The 18,777-nt window shown below is 42.5% G+C and carries 18 protein-coding genes, 1 tRNA gene and 1 pseudogene; 8 read left to right on the forward strand and 12 right to left on the reverse strand.

Annotation, left to right across the window (positions count from 1 at the left end):
- Positions 1 to 4: 4 nt before the first annotated feature.
- The 5 genes from rsxC to argR form a co-directional block, all read right to left on the reverse strand.
- Positions 5 to 2,398, reverse strand: coding sequence for an electron transport complex subunit RsxC (gene rsxC / locus ACLS0A_RS05090; RefSeq protein ID WP_423105266.1), 2,394 nt, complete (start codon positions 2,396 to 2,398; stop codon positions 5 to 7).
- A complete protein-coding gene (gene rsxB / locus ACLS0A_RS05095) occupies positions 2,398 to 2,994 on the reverse strand; it encodes an electron transport complex subunit RsxB (RefSeq protein ID WP_416082599.1) in 597 nt (198 codons plus the stop codon). Before rsxB ends, rsxC begins: the two co-directional genes overlap by 1 nt.
- Before the next feature lies 1 nt (position 2,995).
- A complete protein-coding gene (gene rsxA / locus ACLS0A_RS05100; RefSeq protein ID WP_416082600.1) occupies positions 2,996 to 3,577 on the reverse strand; it encodes an electron transport complex subunit RsxA in 582 nt (193 codons plus the stop codon).
- 258 nt (positions 3,578 to 3,835) lie between these two features.
- Positions 3,836 to 4,717, reverse strand: coding sequence for a TIGR01777 family oxidoreductase (locus ACLS0A_RS05105; protein WP_416082601.1), 882 nt, complete (start codon positions 4,715 to 4,717; stop codon positions 3,836 to 3,838).
- Positions 4,717 to 5,184, reverse strand: a complete 468-nt coding sequence (argR, locus tag ACLS0A_RS05110; protein WP_103854815.1) for a transcriptional regulator ArgR — start codon at positions 5,182 to 5,184, stop codon at positions 4,717 to 4,719. Before argR ends, ACLS0A_RS05105 begins: the two co-directional genes overlap by 1 nt.
- 220 nt (positions 5,185 to 5,404) lie before the next feature.
- Between argR and mdh the strand changes: the two genes are divergently transcribed.
- Positions 5,405 to 6,340, forward strand: coding sequence for a malate dehydrogenase (gene mdh / locus ACLS0A_RS05115; protein WP_416082602.1), 936 nt, complete (start codon positions 5,405 to 5,407; stop codon positions 6,338 to 6,340).
- Positions 6,341 to 6,396: 56 nt separating this feature from the next.
- Here mdh and gntR read toward each other — a convergent pair whose 3' ends face one another.
- Positions 6,397 to 7,407 carry a gluconate operon transcriptional repressor GntR gene (gntR, locus tag ACLS0A_RS05120; protein ID WP_416082603.1) on the reverse strand — a complete coding sequence of 337 codons (1,011 nt, stop codon included), beginning with the start codon at positions 7,405 to 7,407 and terminating at the stop codon, positions 6,397 to 6,399.
- Between the two features lie 364 nt (positions 7,408 to 7,771).
- On the opposite strand from gntR, the gene selD reads away from it, so the two are divergent.
- Positions 7,772 to 8,809 (forward strand): selenide, water dikinase SelD, encoded by a 1,038-nt coding sequence (selD, locus tag ACLS0A_RS05125; protein ID WP_416082615.1) that lies wholly within the window; start codon positions 7,772 to 7,774, stop codon positions 8,807 to 8,809.
- 45 nt (positions 8,810 to 8,854) lie between these two features.
- On the opposite strand, the gene ACLS0A_RS05130 is transcribed toward selD, so the two are convergent.
- Positions 8,855 to 10,339: a leucyl aminopeptidase gene (locus ACLS0A_RS05130; protein ID WP_416082604.1), complete on the reverse strand. Its 1,485-nt coding sequence runs from the start codon at positions 10,337 to 10,339 to the stop codon at positions 8,855 to 8,857.
- Positions 10,340 to 10,446: 107 nt separating this feature from the next.
- Between ACLS0A_RS05130 and lptF the strand changes: the two genes are divergently transcribed.
- The 4 genes from lptF to ACLS0A_RS05150 all read left to right on the forward strand — a co-directional run bounded on the left by lptF (position 10,447) and on the right by ACLS0A_RS05150 (position 13,944).
- On the forward strand, positions 10,447 to 11,544 hold the full coding sequence (gene lptF / locus ACLS0A_RS05135) for an LPS export ABC transporter permease LptF (protein ID WP_416082605.1): 1,098 nt from the start codon (positions 10,447 to 10,449) through the stop codon (positions 11,542 to 11,544).
- Positions 11,545 to 11,556: 12 nt separating this feature from the next.
- Positions 11,557 to 12,624, forward strand: a complete 1,068-nt coding sequence (gene lptG, locus ACLS0A_RS05140) for an LPS export ABC transporter permease LptG (RefSeq protein ID WP_416082606.1) — start codon at positions 11,557 to 11,559, stop codon at positions 12,622 to 12,624.
- Between the two features lie 76 nt (positions 12,625 to 12,700).
- Positions 12,701 to 13,618, forward strand: coding sequence for a mechanosensitive ion channel family protein (locus ACLS0A_RS05145; protein ID WP_416082607.1), 918 nt, complete (start codon positions 12,701 to 12,703; stop codon positions 13,616 to 13,618).
- A gap of 239 nt (positions 13,619 to 13,857) precedes the next feature.
- Positions 13,858 to 13,944: transfer RNA gene (locus tag ACLS0A_RS05150), tRNA-Leu, on the forward strand.
- A 40-nt stretch (positions 13,945 to 13,984) separates the two neighbouring features.
- Here ACLS0A_RS05150 and ACLS0A_RS05155 read toward each other — a convergent pair.
- The 3 genes from ACLS0A_RS05155 to ACLS0A_RS05165 form a co-directional block, all read right to left on the reverse strand.
- Entirely contained in the window at positions 13,985 to 15,076 is a 1,092-nt protein-coding gene (locus tag ACLS0A_RS05155) for a tyrosine-type recombinase/integrase (RefSeq protein ID WP_416082608.1), read from the reverse strand.
- A gap of 355 nt (positions 15,077 to 15,431) precedes the next feature.
- Positions 15,432 to 16,295: an SPFH domain-containing protein gene (locus tag ACLS0A_RS05160; protein WP_416082609.1), complete on the reverse strand. Its 864-nt coding sequence runs from the start codon at positions 16,293 to 16,295 to the stop codon at positions 15,432 to 15,434.
- Positions 16,296 to 16,364: 69 nt separating this feature from the next.
- On the reverse strand, positions 16,365 to 16,802 hold the full coding sequence (locus tag ACLS0A_RS05165; protein ID WP_416082610.1) for a hypothetical protein: 438 nt from the start codon (positions 16,800 to 16,802) through the stop codon (positions 16,365 to 16,367).
- Here ACLS0A_RS05165 and ACLS0A_RS05170 point away from each other — a divergent pair.
- Positions 16,693 to 17,794 (forward strand): annotated as a pseudogene (locus ACLS0A_RS05170) (hypothetical protein); the annotation flags it as partial. The gene ACLS0A_RS05165 and the pseudogene ACLS0A_RS05170 sit on opposite strands and share 110 nt — an antisense overlap.
- A 39-nt stretch (positions 17,795 to 17,833) precedes the next feature.
- Here the strand turns inward: ACLS0A_RS05170 and ACLS0A_RS05175 are convergent.
- Both ACLS0A_RS05175 and ACLS0A_RS05180 read right to left on the reverse strand, forming a co-directional pair.
- On the reverse strand, positions 17,834 to 18,133 hold the full coding sequence (locus ACLS0A_RS05175) for a helix-turn-helix domain-containing protein (RefSeq protein WP_416082611.1): 300 nt from the start codon (positions 18,131 to 18,133) through the stop codon (positions 17,834 to 17,836).
- 1 nt (position 18,134) lies between these two features.
- A complete protein-coding gene (locus ACLS0A_RS05180; RefSeq protein ID WP_416082612.1) occupies positions 18,135 to 18,494 on the reverse strand; it encodes a type II toxin-antitoxin system RelE/ParE family toxin in 360 nt (119 codons plus the stop codon).
- 65 nt (positions 18,495 to 18,559) lie between these two features.
- On the opposite strand from ACLS0A_RS05180, the gene ACLS0A_RS05185 reads away from it, so the two are divergent.
- The coding region (locus ACLS0A_RS05185; RefSeq protein ID WP_416082613.1) for a phage baseplate protein at positions 18,560 to 18,777 on the forward strand (218 nt) is incomplete at its 3' end.

Below are 18,777 nucleotides of genomic sequence, written 5' to 3' on the forward strand. Positions count from 1 at the left end.
AACCTTATTCTTTTTCTTGGGATCGATTTTCTTTTGCTTGTTTCTTCGCTTTTGCCCGTGCAATGGCCGCAGCGATAGCGGCTTTTTTCGGATCAAGTGCGGTGGAATTTTCTTGCGTTTTTTCTTTTGTTTTTTCAGCCGCACTTTGGGTTTCCGCTTGTTCTGCTAAACCTTGATTTTCAACAGGTTTTTCTGCTGAACTTGCAGGTTGAACCGTGCCGTTCTGAGCTTGTTTCTTCGCTTTTGCTCGTGCAATCGCCGCAGCAATGGCGGCTTTTTTCGGATCAAGAGCGGTGGTATTTTCTAGCGTTTTTTCTTTTGTTTTTTCAGCCACACTTTGGGTTTCCACTTGTTCGGTTAAGCCCTGATTTTCCACACTGTTCTCTGCTGAGCCTGCAGATTGAACCGTGTCGTTCTGAGCTTGTTTTTTTGCTTTTGCTCGTGCAATGGCGGCGGCAATAGCGGCTTTTTTCGGATCAAGTGCGGTGGTATTTTCTTTTGTTTTTTCAGCCGCACTTTGGCTTTGAGTTTGTTCCGCTACATCTTGATTTTCCACACTGTTCTCTGTTGAATTTGCAGATTGAACCGTGTCGTTCTGAGCTTGTTTCTTCGCTTTGGCGAGTGCAAGTGCGGCTGCGATAGCCGCTTTCTTAGGATCGGGATTTGCATCAAGTGCGGTGCGATTTTGCCCAGTATTTTGCGCTAAATTTTCTTGCGATTGATCAGCGGACGCCACATTCTCTTGTTCAGCTTGTTGGCGAGCTAAGCGGCGCGCTTTGCGTTGCGCCATAATATCGGAATTATCCGGTTGTAGCTGGCCTTTTTCGTCCACAAAAGTTTTCACATTTGGGCTTTCGCTGTCGTTTTGTTTTTTCGCTTTTAAACGTTCTAATGCCGCTTGCACAGGATCAACGCCTTTCTGTTTGGCGATTTCTTCACGGCGAGCTTCAGCAGCACGTTGGGTACGCGCTTTGCGAGCTTGTTCTTCTTTTTCTAAACGCGCTTGGCGTGCCTCGAAACGTAATTTCGCCTCGTGGGATTTTTGTGCTTGTTCTTTGATTTCCCAAATTTTCACTTTTTCTTGACGGAAATATTGAATAAGCGGAATGTGGCTCGGGCAAACATAAGCGCATAAGCCACATTCAATGCAATCTTGCAGGGCATATTGTTCCGATTTTTGGTGATCTTCACTGCGTGCGAACCAATATAGCTGCTGCGGCATTAAATGCACAGGGCAAGCGTCTGAGCAAGCCGAGCAGCGGATACAGGCTTGCTCTGGCTCGGGTTCGGCATATTCAAAATGATCAGGCGCAAGCAAGCAGTTAGTAACTTTGGTTACAGGCGCGTTGAGATTGGGCAAAATAAAGCCCATCATTGGCCCGCCCATAAACACTGGGAAACGTGGGTCATATTGATAACCCACTTGTTGCAATAGGGCGGAAATCGGCGTGCCAAAGCGAACCAAAAGATTGCCTTTGTGTGGGATTTTATCACCTGTCAGCGTAACCACGCGTTCAATTAATGGTTCGTCATTGATTACCGCTCGTTTGATCGCAAACGCCGTGCCGACATTGTGCATTAGCACGCCAATGCTGGAAGAGCGCTGACCGCTCGGCACTTCAATGCCTGTTAGTACTTGGATAAGCTGTTTTGCCGCACCTGAAGGATATTTGGTGGGAATCACACGGATTTCAATGTCATTTGCCCCTTTTAAAGCGTGTTTAAGGGCTTTCACCGCCTTGGGTTTGTTGTCCTCAATGGCAATAACCACTTTTTCAGGGCGTAAAATATAGCGTAAGATGCGTATTCCTTCGATGATCTCTTTCGGACGATCTTGCATTAAGCGATCATCACAGGTGATGTAAGGTTCACATTCTGCACCATTGATAATCAGCAGTTTTACTTTATTTTCTGCCGATTGAATTTTAGCCGCAGTTGGGAATACCGCACCGCCTAAGCCAGCAATGCCGGCGTGATAAATTTTTTCGATAAGCTGTTCTGGTGTTTGGCTCAGGAAATCTTCAATCGGGTGCTGTTTACGCCATTCATCTTTACCGTCAGCCTGAATTTGAATGGTTAGTTCAGGTAAACCAGAAGGGTGGGCGGCAATATAAGGTGCAATCGCCGTGATAACGCCTGAAGTTGGGGCATGGACTGGCAGATTGCGTAAGCCTTCCCCCTGCGTTAATGGCTGACCTTTTAGCACTTTATCCCCAACATTCACTAACAGATTTCCAGCATTACCAGCGTGCTGTTTAACAGGGACATAGTAGGTTTCCACCAGATCCGCTGGGCGAATAGGTGTGTGATTTGATTGCGATTTCATTTCAGGTGGATGAATGCCACCAGAGAAATCCCATAATTTACCAGAATTAAAATTGGTCAATACATCAGCCATTATTTTTCCGCTCCCTGATTATTCGCGTTGCTTGCAGTAATCTCTACCACGGGAATGGTTAAGCTGGGATCGAATTTCCAATCCCAATGATCAATGTCTTGTTCTATTTTTATCATTGAAATGCAATCTGTCGGGCAAGGGGCAACGCAGAGTTCGCAGCCTGTGCAAAGATCAGGAATCACCGTGTGCATTGCTTTATTTGTACCAATAATGGCATCAACAGGGCAGGCCTGAATACATTTAGTGCAACCGATACACATATCTTCGTGGATAAATGCCACTTTTGGCGCATTATCTTCTTCATCAAAATCCGTTGCAGGCACGTCCACGCCTAATAAATCGGCAATTTTCACCACTAATGGCTGACCACCAGGAACGCATCTGGTAATTACATCGCCTTGTGCAATGGCTTCGGCATAAGGTTTACAACCAGGGTAACCGCATTGTCCGCATTGGCTTTGCGGCAGTAGGGCATCAATTTTTTCTACAATAGGATAGGCTTGTACTTTTAGTTTGATGGACGCTAAGCCTAAAATCGCACCAAAAATCAAAGCAAGTACGCTAATAGCGAGAAGAACATAATATAAGGTTGTCATTTTACACTCTCACTATGCCAGCAAAGCCCATAAAGGCAAGGGACATTAATCCTGCGGTGATTAAGGCGATAGACGCACCACGGAAAGGCATTGGCACATCGGCAGCAGCAAGGCGCTCACGCAGGGCGGCAAATAGCACTAAAACAAGGGAAAAACCAAGGGAAGCACCAAAGCCGTAAACCACAGATTGAGTTAAATTATGGGCTAAATTAACATTTAATAACGCCACGCCTAACACTGCACAGTTGGTGGTAATCAGTGGCAAAAATACACCGAGTAAACGATAAAGGGTTGGGCTGGTTTTATGAATCACCATTTCGGTAAATTGCACCACCACGGCAATTACTAAAATAAACACTAAGGTGCGTAAAAAATTACCATTAAATGGCGTGAGCAAATAGCGATCAATCAAATAGGAACAAAGGGAAGCAACGGTTAGCACAAACATTGTGGCAAGCCCCATTCCAATGGCGGTTTCGATTTTTTTCGATACCCCCATAAAAGGACAAAGCCCTAGGAATTTCACTAGGATAAAGTTATTGATAAGTGCGGTGCTAATAATTAATAAAATATAGTCAGTCATCAGTTTATTACCCTTGCTTTCATTACCTTGTTATGATTTTTATATGCTTGAAAGCCAAGTTGTCAGAAGAAATCTAGCTTGCTATTATCCTAGTTTCTGGCAGGGATAACAATAGAAAATTTTAGGTAGTTTTGTATCATTAGATGTTAATAATGCTCAGATAGAAACTAGAGTTATTCATATCAGAAAATTTTAAAAAATGTAAATTTAGACCGCACTTTTGTTTTGATAGGAATAATCTATGTGTTTGTTCCTAAATTATAACGATAAATTATCTAAAAACGCCGAAAAACTTTCCACTTGAAATTCAAATCCCGCTTCAATGAGGCGCGCTGGCTTAATGCGTTGGCTGTCTAATAATAATTGTGAGCGATCACCTAAAACCCAACGTAATACAAAAGCTGGTACACTGGCGAAATGGGGGCGCTTGAGGAAATCGCCTAACTGTTGGTTAAAATCTTGATTGGTGATGGGCTCTGGGGCTGCAAGATTGAACGTCCCTTCGCATTGTGGGTTTTCCAATAAAAATAAAATCCCTGCGATCATATCTTGCAAGCTAATCCAAGCCCAATATTGTTTACCACTGCCGAGTTTTCCCCCTAATCCTAAACGATATAACGGCAAGATTTTACTTAATGCACCGCCATTTGGACTTAGTACCATTGCGGTGCGCAATAAGCAAACGCGGGTATTGGCTTGCATTGCCGCAGCTTCCCACTGTTGGCAAAGTTGTGCGGGAAATGCTGTGCCAGCGGGAGTGCTTTCATCAATCCAATGATCTTGGTGATCACCATAGAAACCCGTGGCTGATCCTGAGATAAAGGTGTGCGGTGGGTTCTCACTTTGATTAATAAGTGCGGTCAAATTTTGCGTTAAATTTACTCGGCTAGCAAAAAGTTTGGCTTTTTGTTTAGTTGTCCAGCGATGCGCGAAAATCGGTTCGCCAGCTAAATTAATCACCGCATCAAAGGCATTGAGATTTTTCAATGGGGCAAGATTGTCAATTTGTTGTATTTCGGTTGGAAAACGCTCAGGCTGAATGTTGCGCGTTAAAAGGCAAATGCGATATTGTTTGGCGAGAAGTTGTGGGATTAAGGCTGAACCAATCAGCCCTGTGCCTCCAGTGAGTAGAATATTCATTATAGGCTAGTTTCAAATAATTCTTGCACACGTTGCATTAAGTCTAAAATTGCGGTGCCTGAGGTTGGAGTGATAAAAATGGTGTCGTCCCCTGCGATCGTGCCAAGAATACCGTCTGCTTTGCCTACAGAATCTAATAAGCGCGCGATAAGTTGTGCTGCGCCAGGGCTAGTTTTTACTACGATTAAAAAATCGTTGTGATCGATGTCTAACACTAAATTTTTTAATGGGCTACTAGAGGTAGGCACACTTAATTCCGCTGGTAAACAATAGACCATTTCCATTCGGCTATTGCGAGTGCGAACTGCGCCAAATTTAGTTAGCATTCGGGAAACTTTAGATTGATTAATATTGCTAAAACCGAGCTGTTGCAAGGCGTTTACAATTTCCCCTTGCGAACCAAAACGCTCTTGTTCTAGCAAGGTTTTAAACGCAGAGATTAAATTATCGTTTTTGTCTGTACTCATAATGTTTGGTTATGTTGCGAATAACTGCAAAGATTTTGCATAAAAATTCAATTTTTAGCAAGTTTTAAAAGCCATAATAGAAAGGAAATGCAACAATTTTAAAATAAATTTTTTAAAAATTTGAATTAGATCTCACTATTGGATTTCTCTGTTTGAATTTGCCATGGGATAAGTCTAAAATCCAATTAACTTGATTTATAACCAAAAAGAGGAGTATTAAATGAAAGTTGCAGTTTTAGGTGCCGCAGGCGGAATTGGTCAAGCATTAGCATTATTGTTAAAGTTACAGCTACCCGCTGGTTCAGAATTATCTCTTTATGATATTGCCCCAGTTACCCCAGGTGTTGCGGTGGACGTTAGCCATATCCCAACCGCGGTTAAAGTGCGGGGATTTTCTGGTGAAGATCCAACACCTGCGTTACAAGGCGCAGATGTGGTGTTAATTTCAGCAGGTGTAGCGCGTAAACCAGGTATGGATCGTTCTGATTTATTTAATATTAATGCGGGTATTGTGCGTAATCTTGTTGAAAAAGTAGCACAAGTTTGCCCGAAAGCCTGTATTGGTATTATCACCAATCCTGTTAATACCACTGTTGCCATTGCCGCAGAAGTGCTGAAAAAAGCGGGCGTGTATGATAAACGCAAACTATTTGGTGTAACAACATTAGATGTGATCCGTTCAGAAACCTTTGTTGCAGAGTTAAAAGATCTTGATGTTTCACGCACCGCTGTGCCAGTGATTGGTGGGCATTCAGGCGTAACTATTTTACCTTTACTCTCTCAAGTGCAATATGCGCAATGGAAAGAGGAAGAAATCGCACCGCTTACCAAACGTATCCAAAACGCAGGTACGGAAGTGGTGGAAGCCAAAGCAGGCGGCGGCTCAGCAACCCTTTCTATGGCGCAAGCCGCAGCACGTTTTGCCCGCTCTTTAGTGAAAGGCTTGAGTGGTCAAACTGTGGTGGAATGTAGCTATGTAGAAGGTGATGGCAAATACGCACGTTTCTTCGCGCAGCCTGTTCGTTTAGGTAAAGACGGGGTAGAGGAAATTCTGCCAATTGGCGAATTAAGCGCTTTCGAGCAAAAAGCCTTAGAAGATATGTTGCCAACCTTGCGTGCTGATATTGAACTTGGCGAAAAATTTGTGAATAGCTGATTTTTAAGCTGAAATGAAAGGGGCATTATTGAAATGCCCTTTTTTAATGGGAGATATTAGTTTTGGGTCTTAATGCTTTCACCCAAATGAATTTCATAACCCAAATTGATAATGTGGCTTTTCATTTGGATACCTTGTAAGCGATTGAGCAATTCTTGCGCTGCAATTTTGCCAATCTCTAATCTTGGCGTGATCACGGTGGCAAGCTGTGGTGTCATTGATTGCCCCACATCGTGGCCGTGGAAACCTGCAATGGCGATCTCTTGTGGAATCTTAATCCCCAAACGCTGACATTCAAACAACGCACCAATAGCTAAGTCATCATTGGTGCAAAAAATGCCGTTGGTTTCGGGGTATTGGCTTAAGGCTTGGCGCAGTAAATTTGCCCCTAAAGTGAAAGAAGAGGGTTCAGAGGTAATCAGGCTATGTGGTGTTAAGCCGTGTTTTTTCATTGCATTTTCATAGCCTTGCATTTTCAGCTTGGTTCGTTTGTCCATTCGCGCAGTGAAATAAAGGATATTTTTATGCCCGTAATGAATCATTGTTTCCACTATAGATTGCGCCGCCGCCACATTATCAAAGCCCACCACTTGCTGAATGCCCATTTCGCTGCTGTCCATAATTTCAATCACAGGAATATTGGCGACTTCGAGCATTTTTAAGGTGCGTGGGCTATGGTGATTTTCCGATAAAATTAAACCGTCCACATTATAAGAAAGCAGGCTTTCAATGCGTTGTTCTTCTTTTTCTACGCTATATCCATAGTGCGCCACCATCGTTTGATAGCCAGCTTTATCGGTAATTAACTCAATACCTTTCAACACTTCCGCGAACACTTGGTTGGTGAGAGAGGGCAATAACACGCCAATGGCCAAACTTTTGGCGTTAGATAAAATATCAGGTGCTCGATTAGGAATATAGCCAAATTGTTCAATCGCGGCAGCGATTTTGTGCTGCGTTTCTGGCGCAACGGAATCAGGATTGCGTAAATAACGGCTGATGGTCATTTTGGTTAAACCAAGATGATCGGCAATCATTTGTAGGGTGGGGCGTTTTCGTCTATTCATTTTCGTCTGTTTATCGGCAGAGAAAGGAAAATAATAATCCGCTATTCTAGTAAAAATTTCACAAAAAATCACCGCACTTGGGGGGAGTTAATCATTCATTTTACATTTGAGCTAGGGTTATTTTTCGTAATAACTATACTGAGAATAGCTCATTTAAAATAACTAAATTTCACTACATTCACTTTATTCTCATAAAAAATAGGCTCTAGCTCAAATGTAAAATGAATGATCAACAACCCCTAAAATCAGCGTATAATGAAAACATTCACTCATCAGTTGATGGTAAAGCGAGGAAGCTATGTTGAAAGAAACTAAATCAAAACAAACTAATCTCACCGATGTACAAAATGCCCTAGATCAAACCGTGGCAGAAACAATTCGTTTAACGCAGTATAGCCACGGCGCAGGGTGCGGTTGTAAAATTTCGCCGAAAGTGCTGGAAACTATTTTACATTCTGAAATGGAAAAATTTGTTGATCCTAATTTATTGGTAGGCAATGAAACCAAAGATGACGCAGCGGTTTATGATATTGGCAATGGGGTAGGCATTATCAGCACCACAGATTTCTTTATGCCGATCGTAGATGATCCCTTTGATTTCGGGCGCGTTGCCGCCACCAATGCCATTAGTGATATTTTCGCAATGGGCGGTAAACCCATTATGGCCATTGCGATTTTAGGTTTCCCAATCAAATTACTTCCACCTAGTGTGGCGCAACGTATTGTGGACGGCGGGCGTTTTGCGTGCCAACAAGCAGGCATTGCCTTAGCAGGTGGTCATTCCATTGATGCCCCAGAGCCGATTTTTGGCTTAGCCGTAACAGGCGTGATTTCTACCGACAAAGTGAAAAAGAACGCTTCCGCGCAAGCTGGCTGCAAACTTTATCTCACCAAACCGCTTGGCATTGGCGTTTTAACTACGGCGGAGAAAAAAGGCAAACTTAAACCTGAACACAAAGGCCTTGCCACCGCAACAATGTGCCAAATGAACAAAATTGGCGCGAAATTTGCGGAATTAGACGGCATCACCGCAATGACAGATGTAACTGGCTTTGGCTTGCTTGGCCATTTAAGTGAGATTTGCGAGGGTTCTCAGCTCAAGGCAAAAGTGTATTTTGATAAAATCAAAACCCTAGACGGCGTGATCCGCTATATTGAAAAAGGCTGCGTACCCGGTGGTACAGGACGAAATTTTGAGAGTTACGGACATAAAATTTCCCCAATAAATGATCTACAAAAAGCCGTATTGTGCGATCCGCAAACCTCAGGTGGTTTGCTTATTGCGGTAAAACCTGAAGCGGTGGAGCAAGTAACAGTGCTAGCACAGCAAGAAGATGTGGAATTGTTTGAGATCGGAGAACTCAGGGATCAAGATCAAGTATTTTTGATTGAAGTAGAGTAGTGTTCAAAAGAAAAATCCCTCAAGTAATTGAGGGATTTTTTATGCTTATTTTACTTGATCGATCAAAAACTGCGTGAGTAAATTTACAGGGCGTCCGGTTGCGCCTTTGTTGGCGCCTTGTAGCCAGGCGGTGCCAGCGATGTCTAAGTGTGCCCAAGTGTAGTTTTTGGTGAAGTTAGATAAAAATTCACCAGCGGTGATCGCACCGCCCCAGCGGCCGCCGATGTTGGCTAGATCAGCAAATGGGGATTTAAGCTGTTCTTGGTATTCTTCGCTTAATGGTAAACGCCAAGCTTTATCCGCGCTTTGTTGTGCGGCATTGAGTAACTGTTCCGCAAGACGATCATTTGGCGACATTAAACCGCTGTTGTGTTGTCCTAGCGCCACTACGCAAGCCCCCGTTAGCGTGGCGACATCGATCACTAACTCAGGCTCAAAGCGTTCTACATAAGTGAGCGTATCGCACAGCACTAAACGCCCTTCTGCATCGGTATTCAGCACTTCCACGGTTAAACCGCTCATTGTGGTTAAAATATCTCCTGGGCGATAGGCATTGCCGTCTGGCAAGTTTTCGCAACCTGCTAGCACGCCAATCACATTTAACGGTAGTTGTAATTCCGCTAACGCATTCATTACACCATAAACCGAAGCCGCGCCGCCCATATCGTATTTCATTTCGTCCATACTATCTGCTGGTTTTAAGGAAATACCGCCTGCGTCAAAGGTTAAGCCTTTACCCACTAAAACAATAGGTTTTGCTTGCGGATTTGGGTGATTACGGTATTCAATAATAGAAAGCTGCGCTTCGTTTTGGCTGCCTTGTGAAACCGCAAGGTAGGCATTCATTCCAAGCTCAGCCATTTCTTTTTCACCAAGCACGCTCACTGTAAAGTGCGGTGATTTTTCAGCGAGTTTTTTCGCTTGTTCTGCTAAATACACAGGATTACACACATTTGGCGGGCAATTTGCCACATCTTTCGCGCAACGTACGCCAAGTGCAATGGCTTGTCCTTGTTGAACCGCTTTTTCTGCTTGTTCTTGTTGTGCTGAATCAACGGCAAACACCATTTCTTGCAAAGCGGTATTCTGATCTGATTTTTTGCTTTTGAATTGATCGAATTGATAAAAACTTTCTGCGATGCTTTCAACGGCAAATCTCACATTCCAATAAAGATCACGTTGGTTGATTTGCACTTCCGTTAAAAAGTTATACACCTGCGCCGCATTGGTGGCTTTCACTGCTTGAATAACGCTTTTGATGAGTTGTTTATATTGACGAACATTGAGTTCCCCTTGTTTGCCACAGCCCACCACGAAAACGCGTTCTAAATTCGCATTAGGTAAACGCAAGGTAACCACTTCGCCTTGCTTGCCTTTCACATCGCCTGCGCTGATAAGTTGGCTAATTGCCCCTTGGCTTAATTGATCAAGCGCCTGTGCGGCGGGGGAAAGTTTTCCTTCTTCAAATACGCCAACGATCACATTACCGGTTAGCGCAGAAAGTGCGGTGTTTTTTACAGTATATTTCATTTGTTCCTCACTAATTACTGCCTTCTGTTAAAAAATACGTTATTATACACCATTCAATTTGAAACGACTTCCATAAAAATTGCAAGCAAAATAACATAGGCAATACGGTGATTTTAACAAGATATTTAACCAAAGAAGTATTAAAAAGCCAAACGGCTATTCTGTTCATTTTACTTCTCATTTTTTTCTGCCAACAACTTGTGCGTGTACTCGGTTCTGCGGCCAATGGTAAAGTGCCAGCCGATTTGGTGTTTTCATTATTAGGCTTAGGAATGCCCACAATGGCGCAATTAATGTTGCCTTTGTGTTTATTTATTGCGTTGTTGCTCACCTTTGGTCGCCTTTATGCGGAAAGTGAAATTACGGTAATGCGCGCCTGCGGTGTGGGGCAAAGTTTATTGGTAAAAGTGGCGTTAATCTTATCGTTAGCCACGGCGGGGCTAGCCGCTTACAATGCGTTGGTTTTATCCCCTTGGGCGTTGCAAAAACAAAGCCAAATCGTTAAAGATGCCAAAGCAAACCCGACAATGGGGGCGCTAGCCGCTGGGCAATTTATTTCTGCCAATAGCAGTGATTTAGTGTTGTTTATCGATAAAATTCAAAATAACACCATTCAAGGGGTGTACGTTTTTCAAATGCAAAATAAGAAAAATGAAAAACCTTCTGTGATTGTGGCGGACTCAGGTGAACTCACCGCTTTACCAAATGGCGATCAGGTGTTAAATCTTACCCATAGCCAACGTATTGAAGGCAGTGCGATGTTGCCCGATTTTCGGATTACGGATTTTGAGCAATATCAAGCCTATTTAGGTTATAAGGCCACAAAAAATGATAGCGATGATGCGGAAACCTTGCCGTTAAACCAACTGTTAACTAGCACCACGCCAGCGGGAAAAACGGAACTTCATTGGCGCATTACCTTAATTCTCGCCGTGCCAATTATGGCATTAATCGCCGTGCCATTGAGCCGAGTAAATCCGCGTCAAGGAAGATTTGCAAAAATTTTACCCGCACTTTTGCTCTACTTAATTTATTTTTTATTACAAAGTTCGTTCAAATCTGCTGGTGCTGCAGGCAAATTAGATGCGAGCATCTTAATGCCTGCCGTCAATGTTGCCTTTTTAGTATTAGGTATTGTGTTAAACAGCTGGAACAGTGCGTTTATGTATAAAATTCGTTACCACCTTCTCAAAAAACGAGCCTAAGGAATAAAAATAATGATGAATACATTAGACCGTTATATTGGAAAATCCATTTTAGGGGCGATTTTTGCCACTCTGCTCACCTTGGTGGGGCTTTCTGCCATCATTAAATTTGTGGAACAATTTCGCAATGTGGGGCGAGGCACTTATGATGTGTTGCAAGCAGGGCTTTTCACCGTTTTAACCATTCCTAAAGATGTTGAAACTTTCTTCCCGATGGCGGCTTTATTAGGTGCGCTGATCGCCCTTGGTAACTTAGCGAGCCGTAGTGAATTAGTGGTAATGCAAGCGTCTGGATTTTCACGTTTAAAGATTGGTTTTGCAGTAATGAAAACCGCCATTCCTTTGGTAATTATGACGATGATCATTGGCGAATGGGGCATTCCGCAAACGGAACAATTTGCCCGTGATATGCGTGCTAAAGCCATTTCAGGCGGTGAAATGCTTTCCGTTAAAAATGGCGTGTGGGCAAAAGACGGCAATGATTTTATTTACGTCAGACGTATCACGGATAATGTCAAACTCAATGATATTTATATCTATCATTTCAATAATAAACGTCAGCTAGAGCAAGTTAGCCACGCCAATCAAGCAGAATTTAAAGACGGCAACTGGCAATTGATGCAAGTGAATAAATCACACATTTCAGCGGACAAAATCACCACAGCCAATTATCTCAACGAAGCGTGGCAAACTACCTTAACGCCCGATAAATTAGGCATTGTGTCTTTACGTCCGACTTCACTTTCTATTTCAGGGCTAGCGGATTACATTGCCTTTATGAAAGAAACAGGGCAAGATTCCAAGCGTTTTGAACTCACTTACTGGCGGAAAATATTCCAACCGATTTCCGTAGGCGTAATGATGTTGCTGGCGCTCTCTTTCATCTTTGGGCCATTGCGTAGCGTAACGATGGGCGCAAGAATGATCACAGGAATTTGCTTTGGCTTTTTATTTTATGTGGTCAATGAGATTTTCGGCCCGCTGAGTTTAGTTTATAATGTGCCGCCCATCGCAGGGGCATTAATGCCGAGCGGATTATTTATTCTCATCACTTGGTGGCTACTGGCGCGCAAACGCTAGCAACTCAAGTGCGGTGTAAAAAAGAGCCATTTTTTATAAATGGCTTTTCTTTTGATTATTTATGACAGGAAATTTTATGGCAGAAAACAATTCATTAACCTTGGTAACTCACACAATTTCTCAATGGAAAGATTGGCTGATTGGCTTTATTCCTAACATCGTTTCAGCCATTATTTTGCTCACGCTTTTCTATTTTCTTGCCAAAATTCTAAGCAAAGCAGCGTTGCGCATTTATAGCCGCTTATTCCCGAAAAACTTACGCGCCGCGAAAGGCATTTCCATTGGCGTAAAAATTCTCATTTGGTTCTTTGGAATCATTCTTGCCTTAGAAGTGTTACATCTCGCCTCTTTTCTCACTCATCTTCTCGCTGGTGCGGGGATTGTAGGCATCATCGCTGGGTTTGCTTTTAAAGATATTGCTTCTAATGCCTTTTCTGGCTTACTGATTAAATCAGAACAGCCGTTTGAAATTGGTGATTGGGTCAATATTAATAATTCTATCGGAAAAGTGGTGAACATCGGCTTAGTAACCGTTGAGCTGGAAACCATCGAGGGCGAAACCGCGTTGATTCCTAACCAATTGATTGATAGTGCTGAATTTTTTAACTACTCCAAGCTGAAAAAACGTCGTGTAATTTTATCTACGGGCGTTTCTTATGGCGATGACCTTGATAAAGTTCGCCAAGTTACCTTAGATTTAATGCAAGAATGGGATTTCGTGATCGATAAAAATGACATCAACTTCTACTTCACCGATATTGGTAGTTCAACTTTCGATTTTATCATTCGTTTTTGGGTGGATTTCGTTACCTATGAAGACTATTTAGAATCCAAAAGCCGAGCCATTATGGCGCTGAAAAAACGTTTTGAACAAGAAAATATCAGCATTGCCTACAACGTAACGACCCTAGACTTTGGCGTGAAAGGTGGCGTGAACTTGTTCGATAAAGCCATTCAAATCAATGACAATGGCTCAGCAACAAAAGCACAATAAGACAAAATAACGCATTAGCCTATCTGTAACGATAGGCTTTTTTATGTCGAATAAACGTGTTTTTCTTTGTTTTCACTTATCAAGTGCGGTGAAAAATCACAAAATTTTTACCGCACTTTAAAATTGACTAAAATTACTTCACTCATCATCAAATTCGTAAATTTTACTTGCAAGCAAAAATCAACTCCGTATAATTCACCACATCGACAACACATTAGGTTGTTTTCTCAAACTCCTTAGCCAGTGTGACGAAATTGGTAGACGTAGCGGATTCAAAATCCGCCGCCCTTAAAAGCGTGCCGGTTCGAGTCCGGCCACTGGCACCATTAAGAATTTCGTGTTAAGCTGTAAGTTAAGCCTTTCAAATCAGTAACTTACAGCTTTTTTCTTTTCTGGCAAATTATCCAAAATATCATTTTTAGCATCAAATTTTGTCGTGTCTAAAAGGTACTTTGACGTAAGTTTGACGTGATTTGCGTAGCTTAACAGATGGTCTGCATTGAGATGCGCATAGCGTTTGACCATCTCCAGTGTTTCCCAGCCGCCAAGTTCTTTCAGCACCATCAGTGGCGTACCATTTTGGACGTGCCAACTTGCCCAGGTGTGCCGTAAATCGTGAAAGCGAAAATCATTAATGTTGCAACGCTTGGCCGCACGGTTGAAGTCATCACGATCGACTTCTATTATTCGCTTCCCCTTACCACGGTGAAAAACATAGGGTGATAGTTGTTCTTCCCGCCGTCTTGCGATTATGGATAAAGCTTCTTCGCCCAGCAGTAGCGATCTTGCACGCCCTGATTTAGCAATATCACTACTTACAATAGCAATATTGCGAGAAAGATCTATTTTATCCCAAGTAAGCGATAAAATTTCAGTCATTCTTGCCCCAGTGGCAAGAGCAAAAGCACACACATCTCGCATCCAGCTAAGCTGCAATGCGCTAAGAAGTTCAAGGGCTTGTGGCTGAGTGATCCAGCGCACCCTAACTTTAGGCTCTTTATTTTTAGGGATATAAGGGATACTATCTATCCACCCTGCTTTTTGAGCAAGTGATAAAACACGCATTATTGAGCTACGATAACGGTTTTGTGTGGATAGCGATAATTTTTCCCCCGTACTTGTTTTGTGCGTAGGGAGATTATTTACAATATCATCAGTTGTTAAAGAGCTAAGAGTTCGCCCAGCCAATACAGATCGCCAATATTCCGTGTGGCGGATTTTGGTCTTAAAATCTTTTTGCCCTTGCGAAACTTCAAGAAACCTTATTAGTGCTTCTTCGATCGTTCTTTCGGGCTTTTTATTGAGTCTCTCGACTTGCCAATATTCGTGTTTTAGCTTGTCGTGTAGCTCTTGGGCTAATTTCTTTTCAGTTGTTTGAGCAGAGCGTCTAATTCTCTGGCCGCTCGGTGTGGTAATATCGATTTGCCATACACCGAATTCATTTTTTCTGATCGGCATAATTTCTCCTTATCGCCGACCTGATCGTCTAATCGGCAAACATTGTGCGTGTTTTGCCGTTTTTGATCAAGCGTTGTTTTACTGACTCGCCATACTCGTGATCCCTCCATGCGGAAAAATCCCCAATGAAACCGATGTGCATAAACCGCACCGTAGCTCATTTTGAGTTTACTGGCGACCTCTGAAATTGTTAGGGTTTCTTCCATATTCCCTCCAATAAAAAGCCCCGACTAGCGGGGCGTTATCGTTACTTATCTTTATTTCTCTCAATCAATTTATATTGGCGGAAAAACGCTTGTACTGCAAAAGCAACTGCTGCTCCCGCAATCATACCTAATATAAGCATTGTTACTCCTTATTGTCCTACTTTAATAAAAGGCACTGAACCATTCGGTGTCATTGTGGTTGGCAATACACCGTTCCATTTTTCCGCTGCCGTAAGTTCTACGAGCTGGCGGTTTTCTTTCAATGCCTCATCTTTCGCACGAATAGCCGCAGCTTCCGCTTCACCCGCTAAACGTACTTTTTCAGCGTCGGCTTTTGCCTGAATAACTTCAGCGTCTGCTTTAGCTTGTGCATTGACTTTTACAATCTCCGCTTGTTTTTGCTGTATAATTAGTTCACGCTCTGCAGTCTGAATTGCAACGTTCTTTTGTACGCTTTCTTCAACACGCTTTTCGTACTCCTTGTTAAACTGAATAACCGTTTGAACTGCCGTGATTTCTAGCGGATAGCCCTTTACCGCCTCGCGAATTTGAGCGGTAATATCCGTTGTGAGTTTTGCTCGGTTCTCCAAAGCACGCTGAGCCGTGTAGCTGCTGAACACAATTTCAAGAGCTTGGCGACTGCGTGGCTCGATCAGCTGGTTAATCATATTTTCCGTAGTGCGGTAGTTTTTATACACTAAAATTGGGTCGGTGAGTTTATAAGTAATCACGAGAGCCGTTGTAACTGTCTGCGTGTCGCGGGTATAGGCAGAAATACCGCTCGTTAGATCTCCAGAACTATCGAACGATCCGAGCGTGATTTTTTGCTCTCGGGTGGAAAACTTAATGTCATCTTCCAACCAAGACCGCCAGTGTAAGCCTGCCGACTTTTGCTCTACAATCTCACCATACTTGGTAACTAAACCAATTTCCCCCTCGTCCACTGAAAACGGTGTACAAGCGGAAAGGATTAGTGCCGCGGTGAGTGTTAAAACTAAATATGATTTTTTCATTTTTTCTCCTATTTTTGAATTAAAAAAGCACATTAAAGTGCGGTATGTTTTTAATCGGTTTTTCTTCAATTAGTTTGCATTTCTGGTAATCCCTATCTCATCTTCAAACGCTGGCAATCGCACGGCTTGGAGTTGAGAGGTGTTCTGTTGCAAATGGCATTGGTACGAGGTTAAACAAAAGCTGTCTTTTTTTACGTCAATGTCAATTTGATGAAATTTGAAGATGATTTTCACATCGAGGAAACTAAACGTATCTTCAAGGGCGTTGCCTAGCCTGATGTTGTTAATTAAGACGTGACCGACAAAATAGTCAAAAGGCTTAACGTGCAGCATTGCGAGGCGTTCGTAAAATAGGCTTTTTAAACGTTGTTGGCATTCAATCACATTGTCTAGTTGAATAATGGTGTTTGGTGGTATTGCCTCTATAATCTGGTCGCTTTTCACGCCTGTTACTTGGCTATTTAAGCTGATAAAAGGTGGATTTAAAGGCGTGATGTTTGTTGCCAATCCATTTATTAAAACGATAAAAGGCATTTATTAAAACGATAAAAGGCATTGCAACGCCGTTTATTTGGCTACAAAAACGCTTTAAGCTCTTTTCTCGTGCTGGCAAGGGAGCGTTTTCCGTCTTAAAAAGTGCGGTGCTAAAATTTTCCGTTTTTTCCCTAAAAGCCTTTCAGTGGATCGCAATTAAAGGTATCAATGGTGTTTTTGCTTCATTACGAAAATTAGTGAGCATTTACGGCATTGCTGCGAAGTGGGCAGGAATTATTGGTTCAAAAACTTTTCTTACTTTTAATCTAATGGGAAAAAGTGCGATCAAATTTGGGCGAATTTTTGGTGGGTTGATTGCCACAATGGTGAAAGGGATTTTTACTTTTGCCAGAGCAATGCTAATGGCAGTTGCGACTAACCCGATTTTACTTGCGATCACCGTGATTATTGGCTTAATCGCTTTACTCATTATTTACTGGGACGATGTCAAGCGGATCGCCCTTGCGGTTTGGGAAGCCATTTCAGCTAAAGCCAGCGAGATTTGGGCGGCGATTACCACATCCGCCGATGAAATGTGGGAAGGTATCAAAAACAAAGCAAGTGAGATTTGGGAGGGGGTGAAAACCACCGCAACCAATAAATGGAATGAGGTAACGAACAGCTTTAAAAATGCGTGGCAAAAATCCATTGATACCGTAGTGGGCTGGTTTGAAAGCCTAATACCAAGTTGGATCAAAGATTTGTTTTCAAGCGGGGCTAAAGCTGAGGTGAATGTAACAGGGGCGGCGATGGTTACGCCAACAAGCCAATATGTACAGCCAACTAGCACATTACCAAGCTATACAAAATATGGTGGAAATATGCAATCTACCGTTACGCAAACGAATAACTTCAATATTCAAGGCACAACCAATCCGGCAGGGGTCGCCAATGCGGTATCAGGAAAGCTCAAACAGAACCGCCCTGCCCCTTTTGGTGTGGGTTCAATTGAATATGCGGGATAAAAGTGCGGTCAGTTTTGACTGCGCTTTTTTAATCGAAAATCAAATTTTAAAGATACGGGTTTCTCCCATTGGCATATCAATCGCAAGGCTGAGTTTTCCGCCCATTATTTCAACATAACGCTTGAGCGTGGAAAGGCGTAAGTCATTTCCTCGTTGCTCAATTTGAGCGACGGCAGGTTGTGAAATACCAAGGGCTTCAGCCAGTTGTTTTTGTGAGATTTCCATTTCTTGACGAATGAGTGAAAGACCTGATTCCAATAGTAGTTCATCAGTCATTCTTTCTATGTCTTTGCGATCTTCTGGGGAAAATTCATCTAAGAATTGCTCAAATGTTTTCATATTATTTCTCTAAGTTTGCTAAATAAGTAGTGAATTCAGTATCTGCCAATGCAATCATTCGTTTGTAAAACCGTTTATCGTTACTTTTATCACCAGCGCATAGCACGATAGCTTGACGTAATGGATCAAATGCAAAAAACGTCCTTAAAGGTTTTCCGTGATGCTGGATACGTAGCTCTTTCATATTGGGATATTGTGATCCTTTAATCGTGTCTGCATAGGGACGAGATAGTTCAGGACCAGTTATTTTTAATAGATTGAGTGCAGCAGCAACACTTTTCTTTGTTGGAATATCCTGCTGATCAAGCCAATTTGAAAAACAATCTGTAAAGAGAATATTCCACTGATGATTTACAGCCATTATTTGCACCATAAGCTATAGCTTATGTATAAATTATAACTTATTATCTTGAGCTGTCAATTATTATGAGCATAGTAAACCTTTTATTTTCCGCCCTTGTGGGCAAACGTACAACGATTGGCGTGTTAGAGCTTGATGCCCTTTTGACGGAAAGCACCTCATTAAGTAGTCAAATCACGGAATATCCCGTTGAAGACGGCACGGTAATTTCCGATCACATCACGCAAGAAAGTGAACGCTTGAGTTTAAGCGGAGTGATTACCAGTGCGGGGACATTATTTAA

The organism is Avibacterium volantium (assembly GCF_049366555.1).
GTDB lineage: Bacteria > Pseudomonadota > Gammaproteobacteria > Enterobacterales > Pasteurellaceae > Avibacterium > Avibacterium volantium_A.